Annotated in this window: 18 protein-coding genes; 6 read left to right on the top strand and 12 right to left on the bottom strand. The window is 40.3% G+C overall.

Annotated elements, in window-relative coordinates:
- Window positions 1-117 precede the first annotated feature (117 nt).
- Both B2V92_RS13855 and B2V92_RS13850 read right to left on the bottom strand, forming a co-directional pair.
- Window positions 118-1737, bottom strand: coding sequence for a DUF6377 domain-containing protein (locus B2V92_RS13855; RefSeq protein ID WP_293309106.1), 1620 nt, complete (start codon window positions 1735-1737; stop codon window positions 118-120).
- A 161-nt stretch (window positions 1738-1898) separates the two neighbouring features.
- Window positions 1899-2669 (bottom strand): hypothetical protein, encoded by a 771-nt coding sequence (locus tag B2V92_RS13850; protein ID WP_293309104.1) that lies wholly within the window; start codon window positions 2667-2669, stop codon window positions 1899-1901.
- Window positions 2670-3041: 372 nt separating this feature from the next.
- On the opposite strand from B2V92_RS13850, the gene B2V92_RS13845 reads away from it, so the two are divergent.
- From B2V92_RS13845 to B2V92_RS13835, 3 genes are all read left to right on the top strand, one after another.
- A complete protein-coding gene (locus B2V92_RS13845) occupies window positions 3042-3404 on the top strand; it encodes a hypothetical protein (protein ID WP_293309102.1) in 363 nt (120 codons plus the stop codon).
- Window positions 3405-3497: 93 nt separating this feature from the next.
- On the top strand, window positions 3498-4280 hold the full coding sequence (locus B2V92_RS13840) for an AraC family transcriptional regulator (protein WP_293309100.1): 783 nt from the start codon (window positions 3498-3500) through the stop codon (window positions 4278-4280).
- Window positions 4281-4343: 63 nt separating this feature from the next.
- The gene (locus B2V92_RS13835) at window positions 4344-4868 is read left to right on the top strand and encodes a dihydrofolate reductase family protein (protein WP_293309098.1); all 525 of its coding nucleotides are present in this window, start codon (window positions 4344-4346) and stop codon (window positions 4866-4868) included.
- A gap of 58 nt (window positions 4869-4926) precedes the next feature.
- On the opposite strand, the gene B2V92_RS13830 is transcribed toward B2V92_RS13835, so the two are convergent.
- The gene (locus tag B2V92_RS13830; RefSeq protein WP_293309096.1) at window positions 4927-6747 is read right to left on the bottom strand and encodes a glycoside hydrolase family 71/99-like protein; all 1821 of its coding nucleotides are present in this window, start codon (window positions 6745-6747) and stop codon (window positions 4927-4929) included.
- Window positions 6748-7265: 518 nt separating this feature from the next.
- On the opposite strand from B2V92_RS13830, the gene B2V92_RS13825 reads away from it, so the two are divergent.
- Genes B2V92_RS13825 through B2V92_RS13815 form a run of 3 tightly spaced genes read left to right on the top strand, consistent with a single transcriptional unit; the run spans window position 7266 to window position 8798 of the window.
- The gene (locus tag B2V92_RS13825; protein WP_293309094.1) at window positions 7266-7520 is read left to right on the top strand and encodes a hypothetical protein; all 255 of its coding nucleotides are present in this window, start codon (window positions 7266-7268) and stop codon (window positions 7518-7520) included.
- Window positions 7521-7526: 6 nt separating this feature from the next.
- Window positions 7527-7730 (top strand): hypothetical protein, encoded by a 204-nt coding sequence (locus B2V92_RS13820; RefSeq protein ID WP_293309092.1) that lies wholly within the window; start codon window positions 7527-7529, stop codon window positions 7728-7730.
- Window positions 7731-7742: 12 nt separating this feature from the next.
- Window positions 7743-8798, top strand: coding sequence for a hypothetical protein (locus tag B2V92_RS13815; protein ID WP_293309090.1), 1056 nt, complete (start codon window positions 7743-7745; stop codon window positions 8796-8798).
- A gap of 30 nt (window positions 8799-8828) precedes the next feature.
- On the opposite strand, the gene B2V92_RS13810 is transcribed toward B2V92_RS13815, so the two are convergent.
- The 9 genes from B2V92_RS13810 to B2V92_RS13770 all read right to left on the bottom strand — a co-directional run.
- Window positions 8829-9257: a hypothetical protein gene (locus B2V92_RS13810; RefSeq protein WP_293309088.1), complete on the bottom strand. Its 429-nt coding sequence runs from the start codon at window positions 9255-9257 to the stop codon at window positions 8829-8831.
- A gap of 31 nt (window positions 9258-9288) precedes the next feature.
- Complete coding sequence (locus tag B2V92_RS13805; protein ID WP_293309086.1) at window positions 9289-9741, bottom strand: helix-turn-helix domain-containing protein; 453 nt, start codon at window positions 9739-9741, stop codon at window positions 9289-9291.
- Between the two features lie 103 nt (window positions 9742-9844).
- Window positions 9845-10231 carry a hypothetical protein gene (locus B2V92_RS13800; RefSeq protein WP_293309083.1) on the bottom strand — a complete coding sequence of 129 codons (387 nt, stop codon included), beginning with the start codon at window positions 10229-10231 and terminating at the stop codon, window positions 9845-9847.
- A gap of 578 nt (window positions 10232-10809) precedes the next feature.
- Complete coding sequence (locus B2V92_RS13795; RefSeq protein WP_293309080.1) at window positions 10810-11157, bottom strand: hypothetical protein; 348 nt, start codon at window positions 11155-11157, stop codon at window positions 10810-10812.
- A gap of 8 nt (window positions 11158-11165) precedes the next feature.
- Window positions 11166-11678 carry an NmrA family NAD(P)-binding protein gene (locus B2V92_RS13790; protein WP_293309077.1) on the bottom strand — a complete coding sequence of 171 codons (513 nt, stop codon included), beginning with the start codon at window positions 11676-11678 and terminating at the stop codon, window positions 11166-11168.
- Window positions 11679-11789: 111 nt separating this feature from the next.
- Window positions 11790-13013: an MFS transporter gene (locus tag B2V92_RS13785; RefSeq protein ID WP_293309074.1), complete on the bottom strand. Its 1224-nt coding sequence runs from the start codon at window positions 13011-13013 to the stop codon at window positions 11790-11792.
- A 389-nt stretch (window positions 13014-13402) separates the two neighbouring features.
- On the bottom strand, window positions 13403-14068 hold the full coding sequence (locus tag B2V92_RS13780; RefSeq protein WP_293309071.1) for a FadR/GntR family transcriptional regulator: 666 nt from the start codon (window positions 14066-14068) through the stop codon (window positions 13403-13405).
- A 148-nt stretch (window positions 14069-14216) separates the two neighbouring features.
- The gene (locus B2V92_RS13775) at window positions 14217-16706 is read right to left on the bottom strand and encodes a zinc-dependent metalloprotease (RefSeq protein WP_293309068.1); all 2490 of its coding nucleotides are present in this window, start codon (window positions 16704-16706) and stop codon (window positions 14217-14219) included.
- Window positions 16703-17894 (bottom strand): zinc-dependent metalloprotease (locus B2V92_RS13770; RefSeq protein WP_293309066.1); only part of this gene is annotated, 1192 nt, incomplete at its 5' end. The genes B2V92_RS13775 and B2V92_RS13770, both read right to left, overlap by 4 nt.

Here is a 17894-nt window from a genome sequence, read left to right as displayed (position 1 = left end):
TTCAACGAACGAATATAAATGAATAGAGAATAAATATTTTTTAAATAGCTGATTATAAGGTTTTTGATTTTTTTAAATTCAGTCAAAATATAAACAAAATATAAGGGCCAATTATTCTTAAACGGCCTTTATAGTCATAATTACATCTTCAAAATCATCATTTGCTATTAAAGATTTCGATTTCAGCCTTGCCTTATAATTGTAAATGGTATTAACAGAGTACCCTAATATATGGGCAATTTTCTCTGTATCGTTAACGCCCAACCTGATGAGCGAAAATATCCTCAGATCGGTATTCAGTAATTGCGTAGGCATTAAAATGATCTGGTTTTCTGCAACAAACAGCGAATTAAAAGAAGCTACAAAATTTGGAAAGATTTTAAGAAAAGCCTTGTCGTAATTAACAAACAGTTCTTCGCGCTCTTTTTTTAGGTTAATATTATCAACCAGTAGTCTGATGTCGTCATATTTCTTAGTGATCAGCTTATTATCAACCGACCTTTTAAACTTCTCCAGTTTCTCAATATATTCGGAAATGAGGTTAAAATAATAGCCGATATATTCTTCCTTAATTTTATTGGCCTCATCCAGTTTGTTAACGGTTTCTTTCAGATTATTGTTGGCCTGTACGATAATTTTGTCGGCAATTTTAATTTTACGGAGCTGTTTGTAAATGATGATGGCAAAAATGATCAGGATTGCAGCTAAAGCGGTAAGCAGCGAAGCATAAAAAAACAGGGCGCGCCTTTGTTCTTCCACGCTATTGATGCGTTTACCTGCAATTAACGGTAGTATGGCGCCCATCTGGATTTTCCGTTGCCTGGCGCCATAATAGGTGGCATCGTCCATAGCTGCTTTAATGAAAACATAGGCATCATCAACATCTCCCCGTTGGTGCAGTAATTTTGCCAGATTGCCCAGTGCGGCAGCTTCTTTGGTTGATGATTTAACGTCAGCAATTGCGGCACGGATCAGCAGATCGATGGCTTTATCGCGCTTGTTGCTCTGGATAAAAATATCACTTAATGTAGAAGCGGTAACCGCAAACTGATGATCGGTTAAGGTATAGTTGGCCGTATTGAGCAATTTTTCGAAACTGATGGTCGCTGCCTCCATATCCTTGTTTTTTAAAGATTTAAGAGCATCGTAATACACGTGTTCGAACGATTTTTTCGGATAAAGTGCCAATGCCGAATCAATATACAGCCCGGCAGCTTTGTTGTAAATAGGACTGTAATAATTATCTTTTGTAAAGTCCGACAGGTCGTAGTAGGTTCTGGCAGTGATGAGGTAATATTCCTTTTTTCCTTCGTCCGAAAGCAGCTTAACCTGCACTGTTTTTAGCGAATCGAATGTTTCCTTAAACATTCCCGATGATAGCAGTACAAAGCCCAGCTTCACTTTACCGTAGGCAATTTTTGAGGGGTCCCGTTTTAGCCGACCAACTTCCTGGAGTTTAAAAGCATAGCTAAAAGCCTTTTCATAATTGAACGATTTATATTCGTTATACAGTTTCAGGTATACTTCATATCTGAAATTTAAATCGTCGGTTGAACTGAGCAGTTTCTCCAGTTTTTCGATGCGTCCGGTCTTTTCCTGATCATAAAAGGATTTTTTGCCCAATTCGTTGCGGAGTTTGATCAAAAGGCTGTTTTCATCCTGATCTGTATTGTTTTGACCGCTAAAGGTGTCTGTTTGGAAAATAAAAAGACAGATCAAACACAATAAATATTTCATCCGGGCAGAGATTGTTTTTTGGTCAGTAATGGTAGTTGATAAATTAAAGATTAATATAAAACATTAAAAAACCTAATCTAAATATCATTTTGGCATTTTAGATTAGGTTTTTGATAAAATAGGCGTTAACTATTGTTTTAATAGAAAATTAACTGATGGTTTTACTTTTTATAATAAAAATGTGCCTGTTCCTCAGTTGGCTGCCAGTTCTCATTTTTAAGGTTGTCTATTTTTAACTCGTCGTACAACTTTTTGGGCCCCATAACCGTAATGGTGTATTGATCCGGATCTTCCATGTTTTTCCCACCTGCTTTATAGAGTACAGCAAATTCATTCTTACTTAAAATTTTAAGAAGGTAAGGATCCAAAAATTCCATTATAGCTTTTGGATGGGGAAATTTTGATGATTTTTTAAATTCAATTTCAAAACTTCCCTCATATTTAAATGAAGGAGCATAATGAAATAGAAAATCTGGTTTTTTCTGTTGTTCGGCAAGGTATTTTTCGTAGTCAGTTTTCTGCTTAAAAACGATATCTTCCACTTTATAATCAAAGGGATAGAATTTGTTGAGTTCGGCAATCTGATTCATTTCAAACTGGTAGGTATGTCCATCATGAACCATCACCCTTTTTAAGTAAGGAGTAATCGTCCACGAACCGATTTCCCTTTGGTTTTGAATAATGCTCAGGCTGAAATTGGGGTTCCCCAATGAATTAACTATTTCATCGCCTAATTTGATATGCTTGATAAATACAGCAATTTGGGCAGAATCTTCGATTATAAAATTGTACTTTTTATAAGTAGTATCGTTTAATTGATGTCTTCCGATAATTTTTGTGGTTTTATCAACTTTTAAAGTTTTAAACAGGTTCTTTTGGGCGTAGATAAAATTTGCCTGGATCAGAAGCAAAATAACAATGAGCTTTTTCATTGAATGGGCTTTATATTTAGATTTTCGGCGCGAATATAACAGTTTAAGATAACCGCTATATTATTTTCAGAAAATTATGGCCTGAATTATAGCATAAATGATAATCTTCCGCGGATCCATAATTTAATTTTGCTCTCCATTAATCCTTTTCACCTAATCCATGTCAAAGCAACATACCTAATAAAAAATGAAAGCTTTAGAACAGAACAATATGGCGGAAGATGGAGATCGGTTTCCCAAAACGATGGTATTTTTTATCCTTGTATTAAGCGCTGCACTCATGGCGTTGATTTTGTTCAGGGATTTTATACATTTCTGATTTTAAAACAATCATGATCTCTTTTTGTTAAATTTATCTGATAAAAATCAGATATGAGTTACGATATTCAGCTATACCGCGTAGAAACCAAACAAAAAGAAACAACAGCCAATATTAAAGATTTTTTTGATAACGGTGAAAATTTAGTTCCTTTTACTGATGCACAGTTCCACGGATTAAAAGAAAGACTTTTAAAATATGGATATGAGCAAGAGCACGAAGATGAATTTGGATTACACTTCAATAATCCGGATGAAAATTATGGTACAGCGCTATTAACAAATACTGCACTTTACTTTACTGCAGGATGGAATGAAAATGCCATTTTCGAAATTGGGATGACAGCTTCAGAATTTACCGATAGTGGTGAGTTTGCCAAATACGACCCGCAGAACGGCGGCTGGGAAGATTTTTAATATTTATCCATATCTTTTTGCTGGGCACTATATTCTTTTAAGGCTCCCTTTACTTTCGCAGCAGGTTTTAATTATTGTGTACCTTTGAAAGGCATGCGTTTACAATCGTATCATATTATCCCTGCTTTACAGCCTTACATTAAACTCATCTGTACGATGGAAGCCGATGGAGATGCGGATAACGGCAATATCCGTGTGCTGCCCGATACCTGTGTAGAGTTGTTTTTAAATTATACGGGTACGCCAGTAGCCGTTATCGATCATAAGTTGCATAAACGGAGTATCGTTACTTCGCGCATGAGCAGGCCTATGGATGTGCAGATGCGGAAAGGGGCAGGGGTTATGGCGGTATGTTTTCAACCGGGCATGGCCTATCAGTTTATCAAAATTCCGATGGATTCGCTATCCAATACTACAGTTGCGTTAAGCGATTTATGGGGTAATATTGCTGTCGATATGGAAGATCGGTTATCAGCATGTTATAATAATGAAATGCGGGTAAACCTGATGCAAAATTACCTGTTAAAACAACTGGCAGCAGGTAAAGTGGATCCAGATATCCTTAACTGTTTAAACGAGGTTCAATTATCCGGGGCTTCGGTTTCGGTAAACCAGTTTGTAAAGGACACAGGTTTTAGTCAGCGGCACCTTTCACGTAAATTTCATGAACATATTGGATTATCGCCAAAAGAATACCTGCGTGTTTCGAGGTTTGTGTCCTCCTTAAATTACCTTAAAAAATATCCCGAATATTCCCTTACCGAAATCGCTTATCAAAGTGGTTATTACGATCAGGCGCATTTTATCCGCGATTATAAAGCTTATGCCGGTTATACACCAAAGCAGGTGCTGCAAAATGACCATGTTTTATATTGATGTCCATTTTATACAATTAAGCACGATCGGATCGGCGCATTTTTGTTTTATAATATGAAGACTATGCGAAAACTAATTTTGGGATTGGCCATTACACTGGATGGCTACATTGAAGGGTCAAAGGGCGAGTACGACTGGTGTTTTACCGATCAGGATTACGGACTGAACGATTTTTTTAAGCGGATTGATGCCAGTTTCATCGGCCGTAAAAGTTACGAAATAATGCAACAGCACCATGGAGAAGCAGTACCGGGAATGCCTGTGCTGAAAGAGTATGTGTTTTCTGAAACACTTAGCTCGGTTAAGGAGGGAGCCGAATTGATTTCAGGTGATAGTATAGCCGAAGCCCGTAAGATAAAAAATCAACCCGGAAAAGATATCTGGCTTTTTGGCGGTGCATCGCTATCGGAAAGCATGATGAAAGCAGGGCTTGTGGATGAACTCTGGTTATCGATACACCCCATATTGCTTGGCAGTGGTAAACAGTTGTTCAATGGGCAGGAGAACCGGATTAAATTAAAACTTTTAGAAAGCAAAACTTACGAAACCGGTTTGGTTTCTGTGCGTTATCAGATCGGAAACAGTTAAGGATCAATGGTAGTTACCGTTACTGTGTTTCATTCAAACACAGTAACGGTGAATAAATCTAATTTTCGATTACAATATCATCAATATAAGCCTTAAAATCCCCGGTATCTGCGGCGTGATCGTAAGCAATAAGGATCTTATCAATGGTTTTACCATTTAACCAGCTTCCAATCGTACAGGTGGTTTGTGCCCAGGTGTTTACAGTACCTTTTGCCGTTCCGGGATGCATTAATGCTCCATTCTGGTCCTGTGCACCCGAATCGCGGAGCGTTGTCCCATCTGTCATCACCAGATCAACTGTTACATATCTGGAAAGCGTGTTGGTCGGGAATTTCCAGAACCTTAGCTTGGTGCCTGCCGTAACGGGAATATCAACATCAAAAATCTTGAAATAAACGTTCGATCCCGTAGCCGAGTTGTCGCGGCCTGCTACACGGATAGAAGCATTGCCAAGGTGGTTGGTTTCATTTGTTACCACACCGCAAACCGGATTCCCCGTTGCACCAAAACCAATGGTGTTTATAGCCGTTTGGTCGGGAGAATCGGTCCAGGTTGGCATTCCATCATACCCCAGCTGAAAACTGGTGGCCAGCCAGCGTGGCCCGGCAGAAGCAGGGATGGGAACGGTATTGGTTAATGGATCCAGACCTTTAATCATACGGATCGCTTTTCCCGAAAGCCGCAGGTAAAAATCGCTCGAAAGGTAGGTGCCATCAGCACTTGTGGTTAAAAAATGCTGGTTGGTAGGAATATCCAGGTAACTGTCGGCGGTTTTCGCAATGTTGGTGGCTTCATCAAATTCATCAAACATGGCAATATATGCCGAAGGAATGGATGCATTGCGGAAATGATAGGCCCATTTCCAGAAAAACTGACCCTTGTTCCTTGGAATCTGGTTTACCGGACCGCCATTCCAGTTCGACCATGCAAAACCCACATACATCACCGGTTGGTAAGCCATGCCGTTGGTGGCGCAATAGGCCTTATCCGGGAGGGTATAATTGGTGTTGTAGCTATCAGGATCCGAACTGCCCACTGCCCATGGCGAAATCATATTATAAGCTTTGTAAACATTTTCGAAACCCGGTTTTGAGCCTCCGGTCGAAGTGCGCCAATCTCTTGGTACACCACCAATTACATAACAGCCCTGGGCTTTAAACCAGTTAATAATATCCAGCGCCTGTGTTGCTGTTGGTACCCTCGAAGTAAAACCATATCCCCAGATACAAACCACTGGCTTTCCGCCTTCGCGGGCATAATTGGGCGAAGCCGTAAGGTTTAGCTGCGTATTGATCACATTCAGCCAGTCGTCTTTTACCTGCTGATCGGCCGAATTAAGATCGTACATAATGTAAAAACTCCTGTCGTAAGCTTCTGCAGCATTTTTAGCGTTTACAGCGATGGCGTTGCGGTGTGCCATAATGGTGGTGTTCGGGTTTAGGAAACGCTGTACAGCAGCACCATCAATGCCGGCCTGTTGCATCCATTGGAAATGTTTGTTCACCACATCGGCCTTGTAAGAGGAAAAAAGTTTTGCCGGAGCTCCGTTGCCCAGATTGGCAAATCCCGACTGGAAGAGACTGGTTGCCGCATATTCGCTCATATCAGGATAGGCCTCGAAGGTTAAAGCGCCTGGTGCGGGCGGGTTGCCGCCCCAATGTATCCAGGCGTTGAGCGGCGAACCATCACCGGGTGCACTAAACCAGCCCTGATAACCGGTATACACTTTTCCTACTACACCAATGGTCTGAAAAGCAGCAATGGCTTTTGTGTTTTCAAGTTTTTCCGTCGAAAGCGAAGTCTCTTGCTGAGAATTCTCCTTTTTACACCCTGCCCATAACAATGATGCAGCCAGTAAATAGATAGTTGTTTTTTTCATAATATAATGATTTAGGTTAATGTTGTTCAGATGAGTTTAAAGTACCAAAGAGAATGTCGACAGGGATAGATGATGCATGGATTCATAGCGCTGCAAGCGCGTGTACAATGTCATTAAAATCAGGTTTTTAACCACAGATTCACACAGATAAACACGGATTTTTATCTGTGCGAATCCTGTTTATCCGTGGTTAAATTATATTTACCCATTCGTAATGGCTCAATTCGATGACATCGGGCGCATGCAGCCCATGGTAACAGTAAGGTTGCTTAATCATATCTGGTTAGTTTCAATAGGTATAATTCATTGCCCATTGAGATTAACTAAAATAGATTGCGGTATTAAAAAAAGCTTAATAATATCATAATCAGACTTATGCACTGTGTTTTTTTGGGAGAATTAGATTAGAAAAAGAATATTGTAATCAATAATCCTCAAAATATATTTTTCCCGTAAATGTGATTTATTGTATATTTATCACATTAAATATTTTGGTATTAAATTCTAAATCATCTCTTATGAACAAAAAAATCCAGCTCAGTAAAAATCCCCTTCACTATGTATATGCCCTGGTATGGTTTTCAGTATTCGTAGCCTTTGCGATTTACATATTTACGGGTAAAATGTTTATGCCCGATGCCAATGGTAAAATCAACCTGGTAGCCATACTGGTAGGTTGGGTTGCCGAATATCTTACACAGATTGGTACAGGAATATTGGTTATATTAATAGGTGCTTATGTAGCCTTTAGGGTGGCAACAGAAAAAAAATAAATTGTTATGCAGGTTACCTATTTTATATTGGTATTTACAGGTTTGTTTCTGCTGGGAACATATATCCATTACCGTTATACCGTAAAAAAGGGAATTCTGTTCCGATATAAACCTTTGGTGCTATTAATTGTTATTGTACTGTTTTTTGTAGCGCTTTATGGATCAATTGTACAAAAGCCCTATAATGAAATATTACCATTTATTGGCTGATTATCATCTTAAATGAAAAAAATGCTGTTCTGGATCATTCCTTTAATTGTTGTGGTGATACTGATCATCATCTTCAAGCCTTTTAAAGAATTTTTTATCGAGAGGAACAGGGAACCTTTGCCTAAAGAATACACAGGCATCCAGCCCCTTGATGAGCATTATAATTCACCTGATTTTAAGGTAAGTTTGCTATATACCGTTCAGGTTTCCAGTGCTGCATCGCCAAACCCCATCCGAATTTTTCCTTCGGTCAATAATCAGCTCATTGTGTATTGCGATGCACAAAAGGATGAGGATACTAAGGCCGATTATCAATATTATAAGTTTAATAACAAAGGTGTTATTACCGATTCGCTTTATATTAAATATGATGGTTATTGGGCCGAATTTATCGATGACTTTATCATGTATACCCACGAGAAGGGCGAATATTACACTACCTGGCCCTTAAATGGAGATACAACCAAAAAAGTAATCCCGGTTGTTAATGCAGATTTCCATCTTTCTGAAAAAGAGATGGATGGGCTGATTTCTACCTCGATCAGTGGCAGTAAGTATTATTTCTATAAGTTTTATGTTGAGGAAGGAACATACATCCGTAAGTTTTTTTGGTATAAAGATCAAAAGTGGACGGTACTGTATCAAAAGGTGTCGGCCTATGATGATATTCCGGATGAATTAAGTGCCGGCCGCTATCGTAAAACGGTATTCAGCAGCGGTGAGAGTGATCCTTATCTGCCTGATAACGTAGAGATGCGCTATTTCTACCCAGAAGAAAAAATGGATTATGCGCATATCATTGGTGGCGGACAGGGTGGATTTAAGGTTTACAACTGGAGGGGGAAAGGTTTCTTCCGTACGCATATTGGAGGAAAAGAACTTGATTTCCGTGTAGATAATCTGGCGACAGAAAAGGAACGGTTCGATAATTACAAACTGAGGCTTTATGCCGTTCGGGAAAGAAATTCGTCAGCAGAAAATTTTAGACCGGCCTTTTACCATTCAGTTTATGGTTATTCTTTTTATTCGCCTGTAGGGGATAAAATATACCTCATTACCAAAAAGTAATGGGGTAACAGCTTTTTTAGCTAAAAATTATTAGATCTGAGGTGATGCGAAAGCCTGTTGCAGCTCGGTGGCATCAATTACCGGAAGTATAATTCCATCAAGTATTGTTCCCTGGGTGTGGGTATATATCATTCCCCTTGATGTTGAGAATGTTAAACTCAATAGGGCTGTGGCGAGCTCGGGATTAATATCTACTTCACCACTTTCGCGCGGTTTTACGAAATCTTCAATTGCATCTATTTCAAATATAAACTCGTTGGCATATGAACCGGTAGTTGCCGATTTTTTTCCTTCTGTATTAAGGATGTGGATATCGATCCTAAAGACGACCCGTATAAGCGACTCCTTTAAATTAGCGGCAATTTCAGGGATACATTCGATCTCATAATTTTTTGGATCAAGATCAGTGTCAGCCCCATCAGAATTAATGTTCCCTTTTAAGGTTCTGATGTTAATCATTTTGACCCTATCTGGATTAATATTGGCCATACTAGGAAACTAATGCGTAAGATGACTTAGCTTTTTTATCGGAATCTTCCTCAACCAAAACCTTTTGCACAGTTGTCCATTCCCCTTTTGGCAAAGGCTCCGGCCTGCTTCCAAAAAAAACTACCGATTTATTATTGACCATGTGGGCATTTGAATAAACATGGGTGGTATTGGGAATGATTACAATCTGCTCATTTAGTGCTACTTCTATAGCTGATATGGTACGGAGCGTGAAATTGTGCAGTCCGCCCATCCACTTGCTAATTTCGGCCTCTTTTTTATTGAGGAGCTTTGCCAGATCCTTTTGTTTCAGCCCTTTTTTTTCCAAAAGGGTTAAAATGTAATGGGAAATATCCATGGTTTTATCAACAAAATGGATATTCTCTTTTTTTGCCGAACCTATAATTTCTTCAAAATCCTGAAACGATGCTGTTTGGTCTGCTGGCTTTTTCATAATTCTATTTCAAAGTCGTCTTCGAAAAGTATGTCGAATTCGTTTAGTTCAATATTTTTATCCTTAATGGCACTGTCTATCGCTTTTGCAATTTTTTTAGCCATCACATAAAATGTTTTTTACAGTTTGGACAATCTTGTACCTTTTGTGCTTTTTTGTGATCTCCATTTAAAAGGATCACAATTTTTGTGGTTAGCCTGATACAATATAACCTAAGCCCATAATCCTTTGAGCCCTTTGTAGATATTTGATGATAATACGGTGGCGGGAGTCTTTCGGCATTATCTTCTTTTTTGAAATGCGCTTCCCCTGCACCATATTTTTGTCCAATGTTCTGTATAAATCTACTTAATTCTGCTAACTGGTTGCTATCACTGATTTTTGCCCGCTCAATAAAATCCCTAAATTCATTATTAGTCTTTCCTTCCAAATGGAAAGTATAATAAGCTACCTTATCAAATTGTAGAACTTTCGAGAATGCTGCAATCAAGTTAACTTATAAGTTAAGTGCAAAAATAGAACCAAAACTGGGATTTGCAAAGATTTACACCATTTTTATAAAAAAAATAGCAAAACACTGATATTTTGAAATTATGAACACGACTATTTATTTCCAGTTACTTATAATAAAAAAGATGCATAAAAGTATATAATTGTCATTCCGGCTAAACCATACGGGGGGCTAAAAAAGGGATAACGTTTTTATACGGTGGTTAAATTAGTTTTAAATTTTTCCACCTGTAAAACTTAGGCGCCTAAGGTGGTGGTAAAAAATAAAGATTACACTGTTTAATTTACCACCTAAATCACCTGAGAACATCTAAACTGTTCATACAGTCGTTTTTCGAATTGAGCGTTATTTAACCATATAAGAACATGTAGCTTATATGTCCCTTCAATGTCTTATATGGTTATTGAAAAGTATACTTGTGATTTTCATTGATTTAGATAGGTGTCATTATAAGCTTATCGAAGAGCCTGACTTAACATTGTTTTAAGAGACATTTCGATAAGCTCAATCTGACAAAATGTAAAAGGTTTAATCTTATGTTATAACCTATTTCATTTTTATACCGTAAGAACATTCCCCAACATTTCTTCCAGCGAGGTTTCGCCGGTAATATGTTCGGTATTTTCCTTTTCAAAAACAATCCACTCGCTATTAAAGCCATCGTTCATTTTTGCCATCAAATTCGATGCATTGGGTGTAAAACCAAAAGATGAATAAGTGCTTTCGTAATCTTCGCGTAAAATAGGAGATGCTATAATGGTTTTACCTGTTAAGCTGCCAATTACAGCAGCAACATCATCAGCGGAGTAGGCTTGCGGACCTTCCAGCTCGATAATTCGGTGGCCCTCCCAATCCTGAAGTAACAATGCAGCAGCCGTTCTACCAATATCAGCTACAGCGACCATGGGTACTTTTAAGTCGGTTGGATTAAAAAACTATGTAAATTACCTGTAGAAATTGCACTAGGTAGCGATCCGGTAAAATTTTCCATAAACCAGCCCGCCCTTATTCCGGCAGTCGGAATATCAAGTTGTGTAAGTGCCTGCTCCATATCGTACAACTTTCTGATTGCCCCGGTTGCTTCTGCTAAATGCCCACCGATTGAAGATAGGTAAACTACTTTTTCTGGCTTACTTTTCTTTATTGCAGTTGTAATGGCTTCCAGCATTTGCAGATGTTGCTCAATCGGGTTTTCAAGATCCAGGGCAGGGGGCGTCATAACAAAAATACTTTCTGCACCTTCGAAAGCTTTGGTTAACGATTCGGCATCGAATAGATCGGCTATGGCTACTTCAGCGCCTTTATCTATCCATTCGGTACCTTTGGCTGCATTGCGAACAATCGCTTTTATCTGTTGTTTTTGTTCTAATAATAATGTTGCTGTTACGCGGCCAACATGACCGGTAATTCCTGTTATTGCTATCATAAATTTCGTATTTAACAGATGCAAAATTAAGGAGGTGCCGGTGGGAAGGATTTACCAAATGGTAAAAAACAGGAACACAAGTTAATTAAGCATGTGTTCCTGTGGCAAATACTATTTTTGATGTTCAATATTTGGCAGGAAGCCCGTTATGATACCAATAAGAGGTAAAAACGCGCAGATCTGGAAAACATACTCAATACTCGTTTTATCGGCAAGCCAACCCAGTAGGGCAGAGCCAACTCCTCCCATACCAAAAGCAAAACCGAAGAACAATCCGGCAATCATGCCCACTTTTCCGGGTACCAGATCAGTAGCATAAACCAATATGGCCGAAAAGGCAGAAGAGATAATCACACCTATTATAATGGCCAGAATTACCGTCCACATTAAACCTACATAGGGTAATAAAAGCGTGAAAGGCGCTACACCAAGAATGGATATCCAGATGATGTATTTTCGTCCAAACCGATCGCCCAACGGACCGCCGATAACCGTTCCGGCAGCTACAGCAGCCAAAAAGCCAAACAGATAAAGCTGCGATTGCTGTACCGAAACATGGAATTTATTGATCAGGAAAAAAGTGAAATAACTCGTCATGCTGGCCATATAAAAGTATTTCGAAAAGATAAGAACCAGTAGGATGGATAAGGAGATAATTACCCTTTTTTTGGATAAGCCAGGACCTTTTTCTACCTGAACAGCCACGGGATTTTTCATTTTTAGGTGCAAATGACCTTTGTACCACTTGCCGATCTGTATCAGAACCAGAATAGCCAATATAGCCGCTAAACTAAACCAGATAATATAAAACTGTCCGTAAGGGATAACAATCAACGCTGCTAAAAGCGGTCCGATGGCAGAACCTGCGTTTCCGCCTAACTGGAATATAGATTGGGCCAATCCTTTTTTACCGCCCGAAGCCAGGTAAGCTACCCTCGATGATTCGGGATGGAAAATAGAGGAGCCGATGCCCATTAAACTTACGGCAAAAAGAATTAAAGCAAAGCTCGAAGCTACCGAAAGCATAATTAATCCCATCAGGGCAAAGCCCATTCCTATCGATAATGAAAAAGGCCTTGGTTTTCTGTCGGTGTAAAAGCCAACAAATGGTTGCAATAGGGATGCGGTTAACTGGAATGTGAAGGTAATTAAACCGATCTGCGTAAAGGAAAAATTAAAGCGTTCTTTAAACAGGGGGTAAATTGCCGGTACAACACTCTGTAGCATGTCGTTAAGGAGGTGGCTAAAACTAATGGTAAACAGAATGGCATAAACTGTTTTTTGCGCAACTGCTTCTGGTTGCAGCGGGATGGTGGGTTGTAGTGTAGTTTTCATAATATATAATAATCGGATCATCTGATGAATTTGCATTTGGTTCATTCGTTCATTTGTCATTGGGGCAATTGTTCAATTGCATGATTGTTTAATTGTTATCTGCAAATTGCCAACTGTAAACTGTTTACCCTTCGACTACGCTCAAGGGGGTAATCGACGTAAAGCGCCACACGCGTAACGCTAAACTATTTTATTCGTTTATTTGTCATTGATTCATTCTCCTGGTTTTCAACGGGGTTAAATCTATCTCGGGATAGATCTCTCCCTGCCCGAAGCAGGCGGGCACTCCACTGCGTTTCGGTCGAGATGACGTGCTTTAAATGAGTTTTTGTTCATTGGTTATTGATTTTATTTAAAAATCAGATCATCTGATGAATTAGGTCAAATTTTTATTTTGCAGCGTATTTCAAAATTTTTGCGGCGGTATTTTGTGCTTTTTTAGGGTCTTTTGCTATAATGTAATTTAATAATTGCTGGTGCAGGTACTGCGTTTCGGTAAAACTATCGGTATTTTTATTGATCTCTTCAAACCAGTTTTTTAAGTGTAACGAGGCTGTTTTGTAAAGATCCAGCAGGATATCGTTTTTAGAAGCGCGTGCTATGGCCACGTGGAAATTTATGTCTGCTTCAATGCATTCTTTCAGCATTCCCGCATTCCCTGTTTCATTGCGTTCGGCCAGGTGTATTTTTATCTGTTCAATATCTTCCTGCGTGCGCTGTAGCGACGCTTTTTCGGCAATTTTCATTTCGAGCATCTGCCTGATTTCGTCCAGGTCCTGAATTTTAGCTCTTTTTAACCGGTGATCCATCGGTTCATTATCGCTGCTGGTCTTATTTACAAAAGTGCCAACACCCTGCTGTACCTTTAATAATCCTGAATTAGAAAGAATTTTGATCGCTTCGCGTACGGTAGAACGGCCCACGCCAAACGCCTTCATCAACTCGGGTTCGATAGGCAGTTTTTCGCCGATTTTATATTCTCCCCCCGAAATCTGCTGCTGCAATCTGGTAGCCACTTCTTCGGCAAGCGATTTTTTTTGGATCAATGAATTCATATCTTTTTATCGTCATATCATCAGATGATTGCAAATGTAAAGGTTTTTGGTTAAAAAAGAAATTATATTATTTTTTTAGTTCATAAGAAAAGCGGCACCCATCCGGGCTGCCGCTTATTCATTAAACTAACTATTCTACATATTTATTTTATTTGCCAAGCCTCATCGGCCTGTATAGCGCATCATCCAAACGCACCACCAGATCGTCAAGATGTGCACGCTCCATTTTACCCAATGGTTTCTTTAAATCTGTTTTACAAGAGACCATTAACTGTTTGGCCTGCGTTTTAACCAGCGATGCAGCATCTCCATCGGTTTTGGTAAGTACAGGAATCAGTCCAACCAGTTCGTTCACATATATTTTCTGTAAAAACCTCCGGTTTGCGCTGATCGATCCACCTTTTATTACTTCGGCAAAAATGCCATTGTACATATCCTTCAAAAATGCAGGTAGGGTATAGGCTTTGCTGCCAACGCTATTTTCGGTTGCACGGAGTTTGTTAAAAAGCTTGTCATCCATTAATTGCTGCAGGGTTCTTTTCTGTATGGCCTGAATACTGCTGAAATCGGCACTACTCAACCGGTAAAGTTTTTCATCACGTAACCATTCGGGTGTGGTAAAAAGTTCGCGGTTTAAGAAAGCAACGGCCTGTTTTTGTTTAATAGAAGGTTCGAAACCGTAAACAACAGCATTATTGGTATTGCTGCCAGGGGTAAACTCCATACCGCCAATATAGGCTGTAGCATGTTTGATATACCAATCGTACTGATCAACCAGGGCCTTATAAATATCGGCGGTACGATCGTAAGAAGCACCTGGAACCTGTGTCCACTTTATCAGGTTCTTTTTAATGTATTTCAGGTTTTTGATGCCATAGGTTCCGGCCATTACGGCATCATCGCTTAAATCTTCGCGCTGGTTCTGCGGATATTTTGCCGTAGGATCATCACCAATGCCAAAACGCAGGCGTTTATCGGCACCAACTTTATCGGTAACCCATTTATCGAGGGCTTTCTTTTCTGCATCAACATTTAAAGTATCGGGCAATAACCGGTAGCCCCACTCAACCGCCCAGGTATCGTAATCGCCGATCCTCGGGAAAATTCCGCTTTGGGCAATGTAGTCTTCTGGCTGGGCAACATAGTTGAAACGGGCATAATCCATAATGGAAGGGGTGTGGCCATGTGCTTCTACCCAGGCCTTATCACGCAGTTGTGCTATGGTGGTGGTAGATGAGGATCCCCAATTATGGCGTAAGCCTACCGCATGACCAACTTCGTGCGAGGAAACAAAACGGATCAATTGCCCCATCAGCTCGTCGCTGAACTGTGGTTTCTGGGCGGCAGTATCAATAGCGCCTGCCTGTACAAAATACCATTTGTAAAGTACTTCCATAACCGAATGGTACCATTGGATATGCGATTCGATAATTTCGCCACTGCGCGGATCCTGTAGCGAATGGCCCATGGCATTGCCAATTGCGGAGGCTTTATATACCATTACATTGTGCCTCGAATCGTTAATATCGAAGGTTGAGTCGGCGGGGTCTACTTCTTTGGCCATAATGGCGTTTTTAAAGCCAGCTTTTTCAAATGCTTTTTGCCAATCGTTTACGCCTGCAATAAGGTATGGAATCCATTTTTTTGGTGTTGCCGGATCGATATAAAAAACAATGGGCTGGGCAGGTTCTACCAGTTCGCCCCTAAAATAACGCGCACGGTCTTCGGGTTTTGGCTCTAAACGCCAGCGCCAGATATTGGCCTGGTTGCGGATATGTCCATCGGCATCGTAACTTTTGTAATCTGCAGGTGTAACGCCGAAAAAACCTACACGCTCGTCCAGCGACCTGCTTTTCATAGGTGTTTTGCTGAGCAGGATGATCGAACTGTTGTATTCGCCGGTTAAAACGGTACTGCCAGAGGTATAGGTGCGGGTACTGAATACTTCGATATTTTTAGGATAAGCCTTTACCGAACTTAAAAAAGAACGATCGGGAGCAAAAGTACCCGGCATGGCAAGCATCTTAAGTCCGCTTAAATAACCAAAAACAGGATTGTCGCTGTTCAGATAATCAGTAAGGTCGATTACAGCTGATTTTGCTTCTTTGTTGTAGGCTTTTACGGGGAAAATGGCGTAAATCGGTTCAAAATTGTTGCCCGCAATGGCTTTGGTAAGGATAGGATCGTTATCTGTTACCCGATCGGTAGTACTGATCAGCTTTAACGCGATTTTGTCCTGTCCCGATTTTTCGAAACTGAACATGGCCTGTCCGATCCAGTCGTTACCATAACTACAGAGTCCGCCAAGTGGGTTACGCCAGTCCTGTGCAGATTTGGTTAGACGGTTAACGGTAAAAATTGAGCGTCCGAATAAGCTATCCGGAATTTCAAAAAGATAACGGTCGCCAACCTGATGCACCAGCATAAAACCCTTACTGGTTTTAGCATCATTGGGTACCACTTCCTTATAAGGTTTAGGTTGATTTGCCGGAAATACAGGCAGTTTCGGAAGTGCAGCAGGAGTTACGGCCGGCGTTGGTGCTGTTTTTTTTGCATTTTTGCGCTGCTGCGCCGATCCGTTGAAAGCGCAAACAAGTATGCTGAGCGATAAGGCTGCGGATAAAAAATAGGTTCTCATCGTACGTTAGAAAAAGGGTTAGTATTGCTTCTTTCAGGTTGTGCCGGGTTATGTAATCCGAGGTAAAGGCGTTCGTAAAGATCAGTGAAATGTGATGCGCCAATACCTTTATAAGCCACACCTGCAGCTTTGACTTTTTTCATCAGCGCAGTAACATGCATACGCATTACAGAAGATAGATCAGAATCGCTTTTGGCCATTGCCTGCACCAATACAACCAATTTGTTTACGTATACTTTTTGTAATTCGCGGCGGTTGTTGTCTAATACACTGTGCTGTGCAAGTTCAGAAAATACCCCGTTCGATAAATCGTTAAGGTAAGCCGATGGACTGTAACCTTTTTCGCCACTATTTTCGGCTGTTAACAGTTTTGCCAAAGTTTTACCATCCAATAAATCGCCTAAAAGCTCTTTTTGTACTTTGCTTACCAGATCGAAGTCGGTTTCTGTACGCGCATAAAGTTTAGGGGAATTAAGCCATTGTGGTGTTTTAAAAGCTTCCTGTTGGATAAATTTTAATGCTTCCTGTTGCTTAGCCAGGGAAACGAATGTAAATACTTCGCCTTTTTGATCGCTGTTTTTAATATCGATGTACACACCGCCGATCTGATTGGCTGCATAACGCAGGTACTGGTTGTATTGTGCCACTAATTGTTTGTAAACATCGCCTGCAGGTTGATAGCCCTGGCCAGGTGTAATAGTCCATGAGAGGAGATTAGGCACTACTTTTTTAAGGTTGGCAATGCCGAGTTTACCTGCCTGGATAGCATCATTGCTTAAATCGCCACTTTGGATCCTTGGATCAAGAATGGTTCTGTTGGCACCTGTAGTTGCTTCTCCCGAATACATTTGCAGGCCTTTATTGCTTCTTTCGAGGATCTGGTTGTTTAACGCTTTCGTTTCTGGCAGGGGTAGTAAACGGTAACCCCAGTTGATGGTCCAAAAATCGCTTTCGGAAACTTTTGCCAATAGATTTTTCGGCTCGATGGCGTCCTGCGGCTGTGCTACGTAGTTGATCAGGGCCTGATCGGTAATGGAACCGTTAAAAGCATGGTTGTTTAACCAGTTGTTATTCCTGATATCAGCTATTTTGACTGCTGCCGATGCGGCTGAATTGGATTTTAACCCAAGTGCATTGGCCATCTGCTGGCCTATGTAAGCTGCAAGCAGCCGCCCCATCAGCTCTGTG

Origin of the sequence: Pedobacter sp. UBA5917 (assembly GCF_002432345.1) — a bacterium.
GTDB lineage: Bacteria > Bacteroidota > Bacteroidia > Sphingobacteriales > Sphingobacteriaceae > Pedobacter.
Note: the sequence above shows the minus strand (reverse complement) of the source record. Positions and strands in the feature narration are given on the sequence as shown.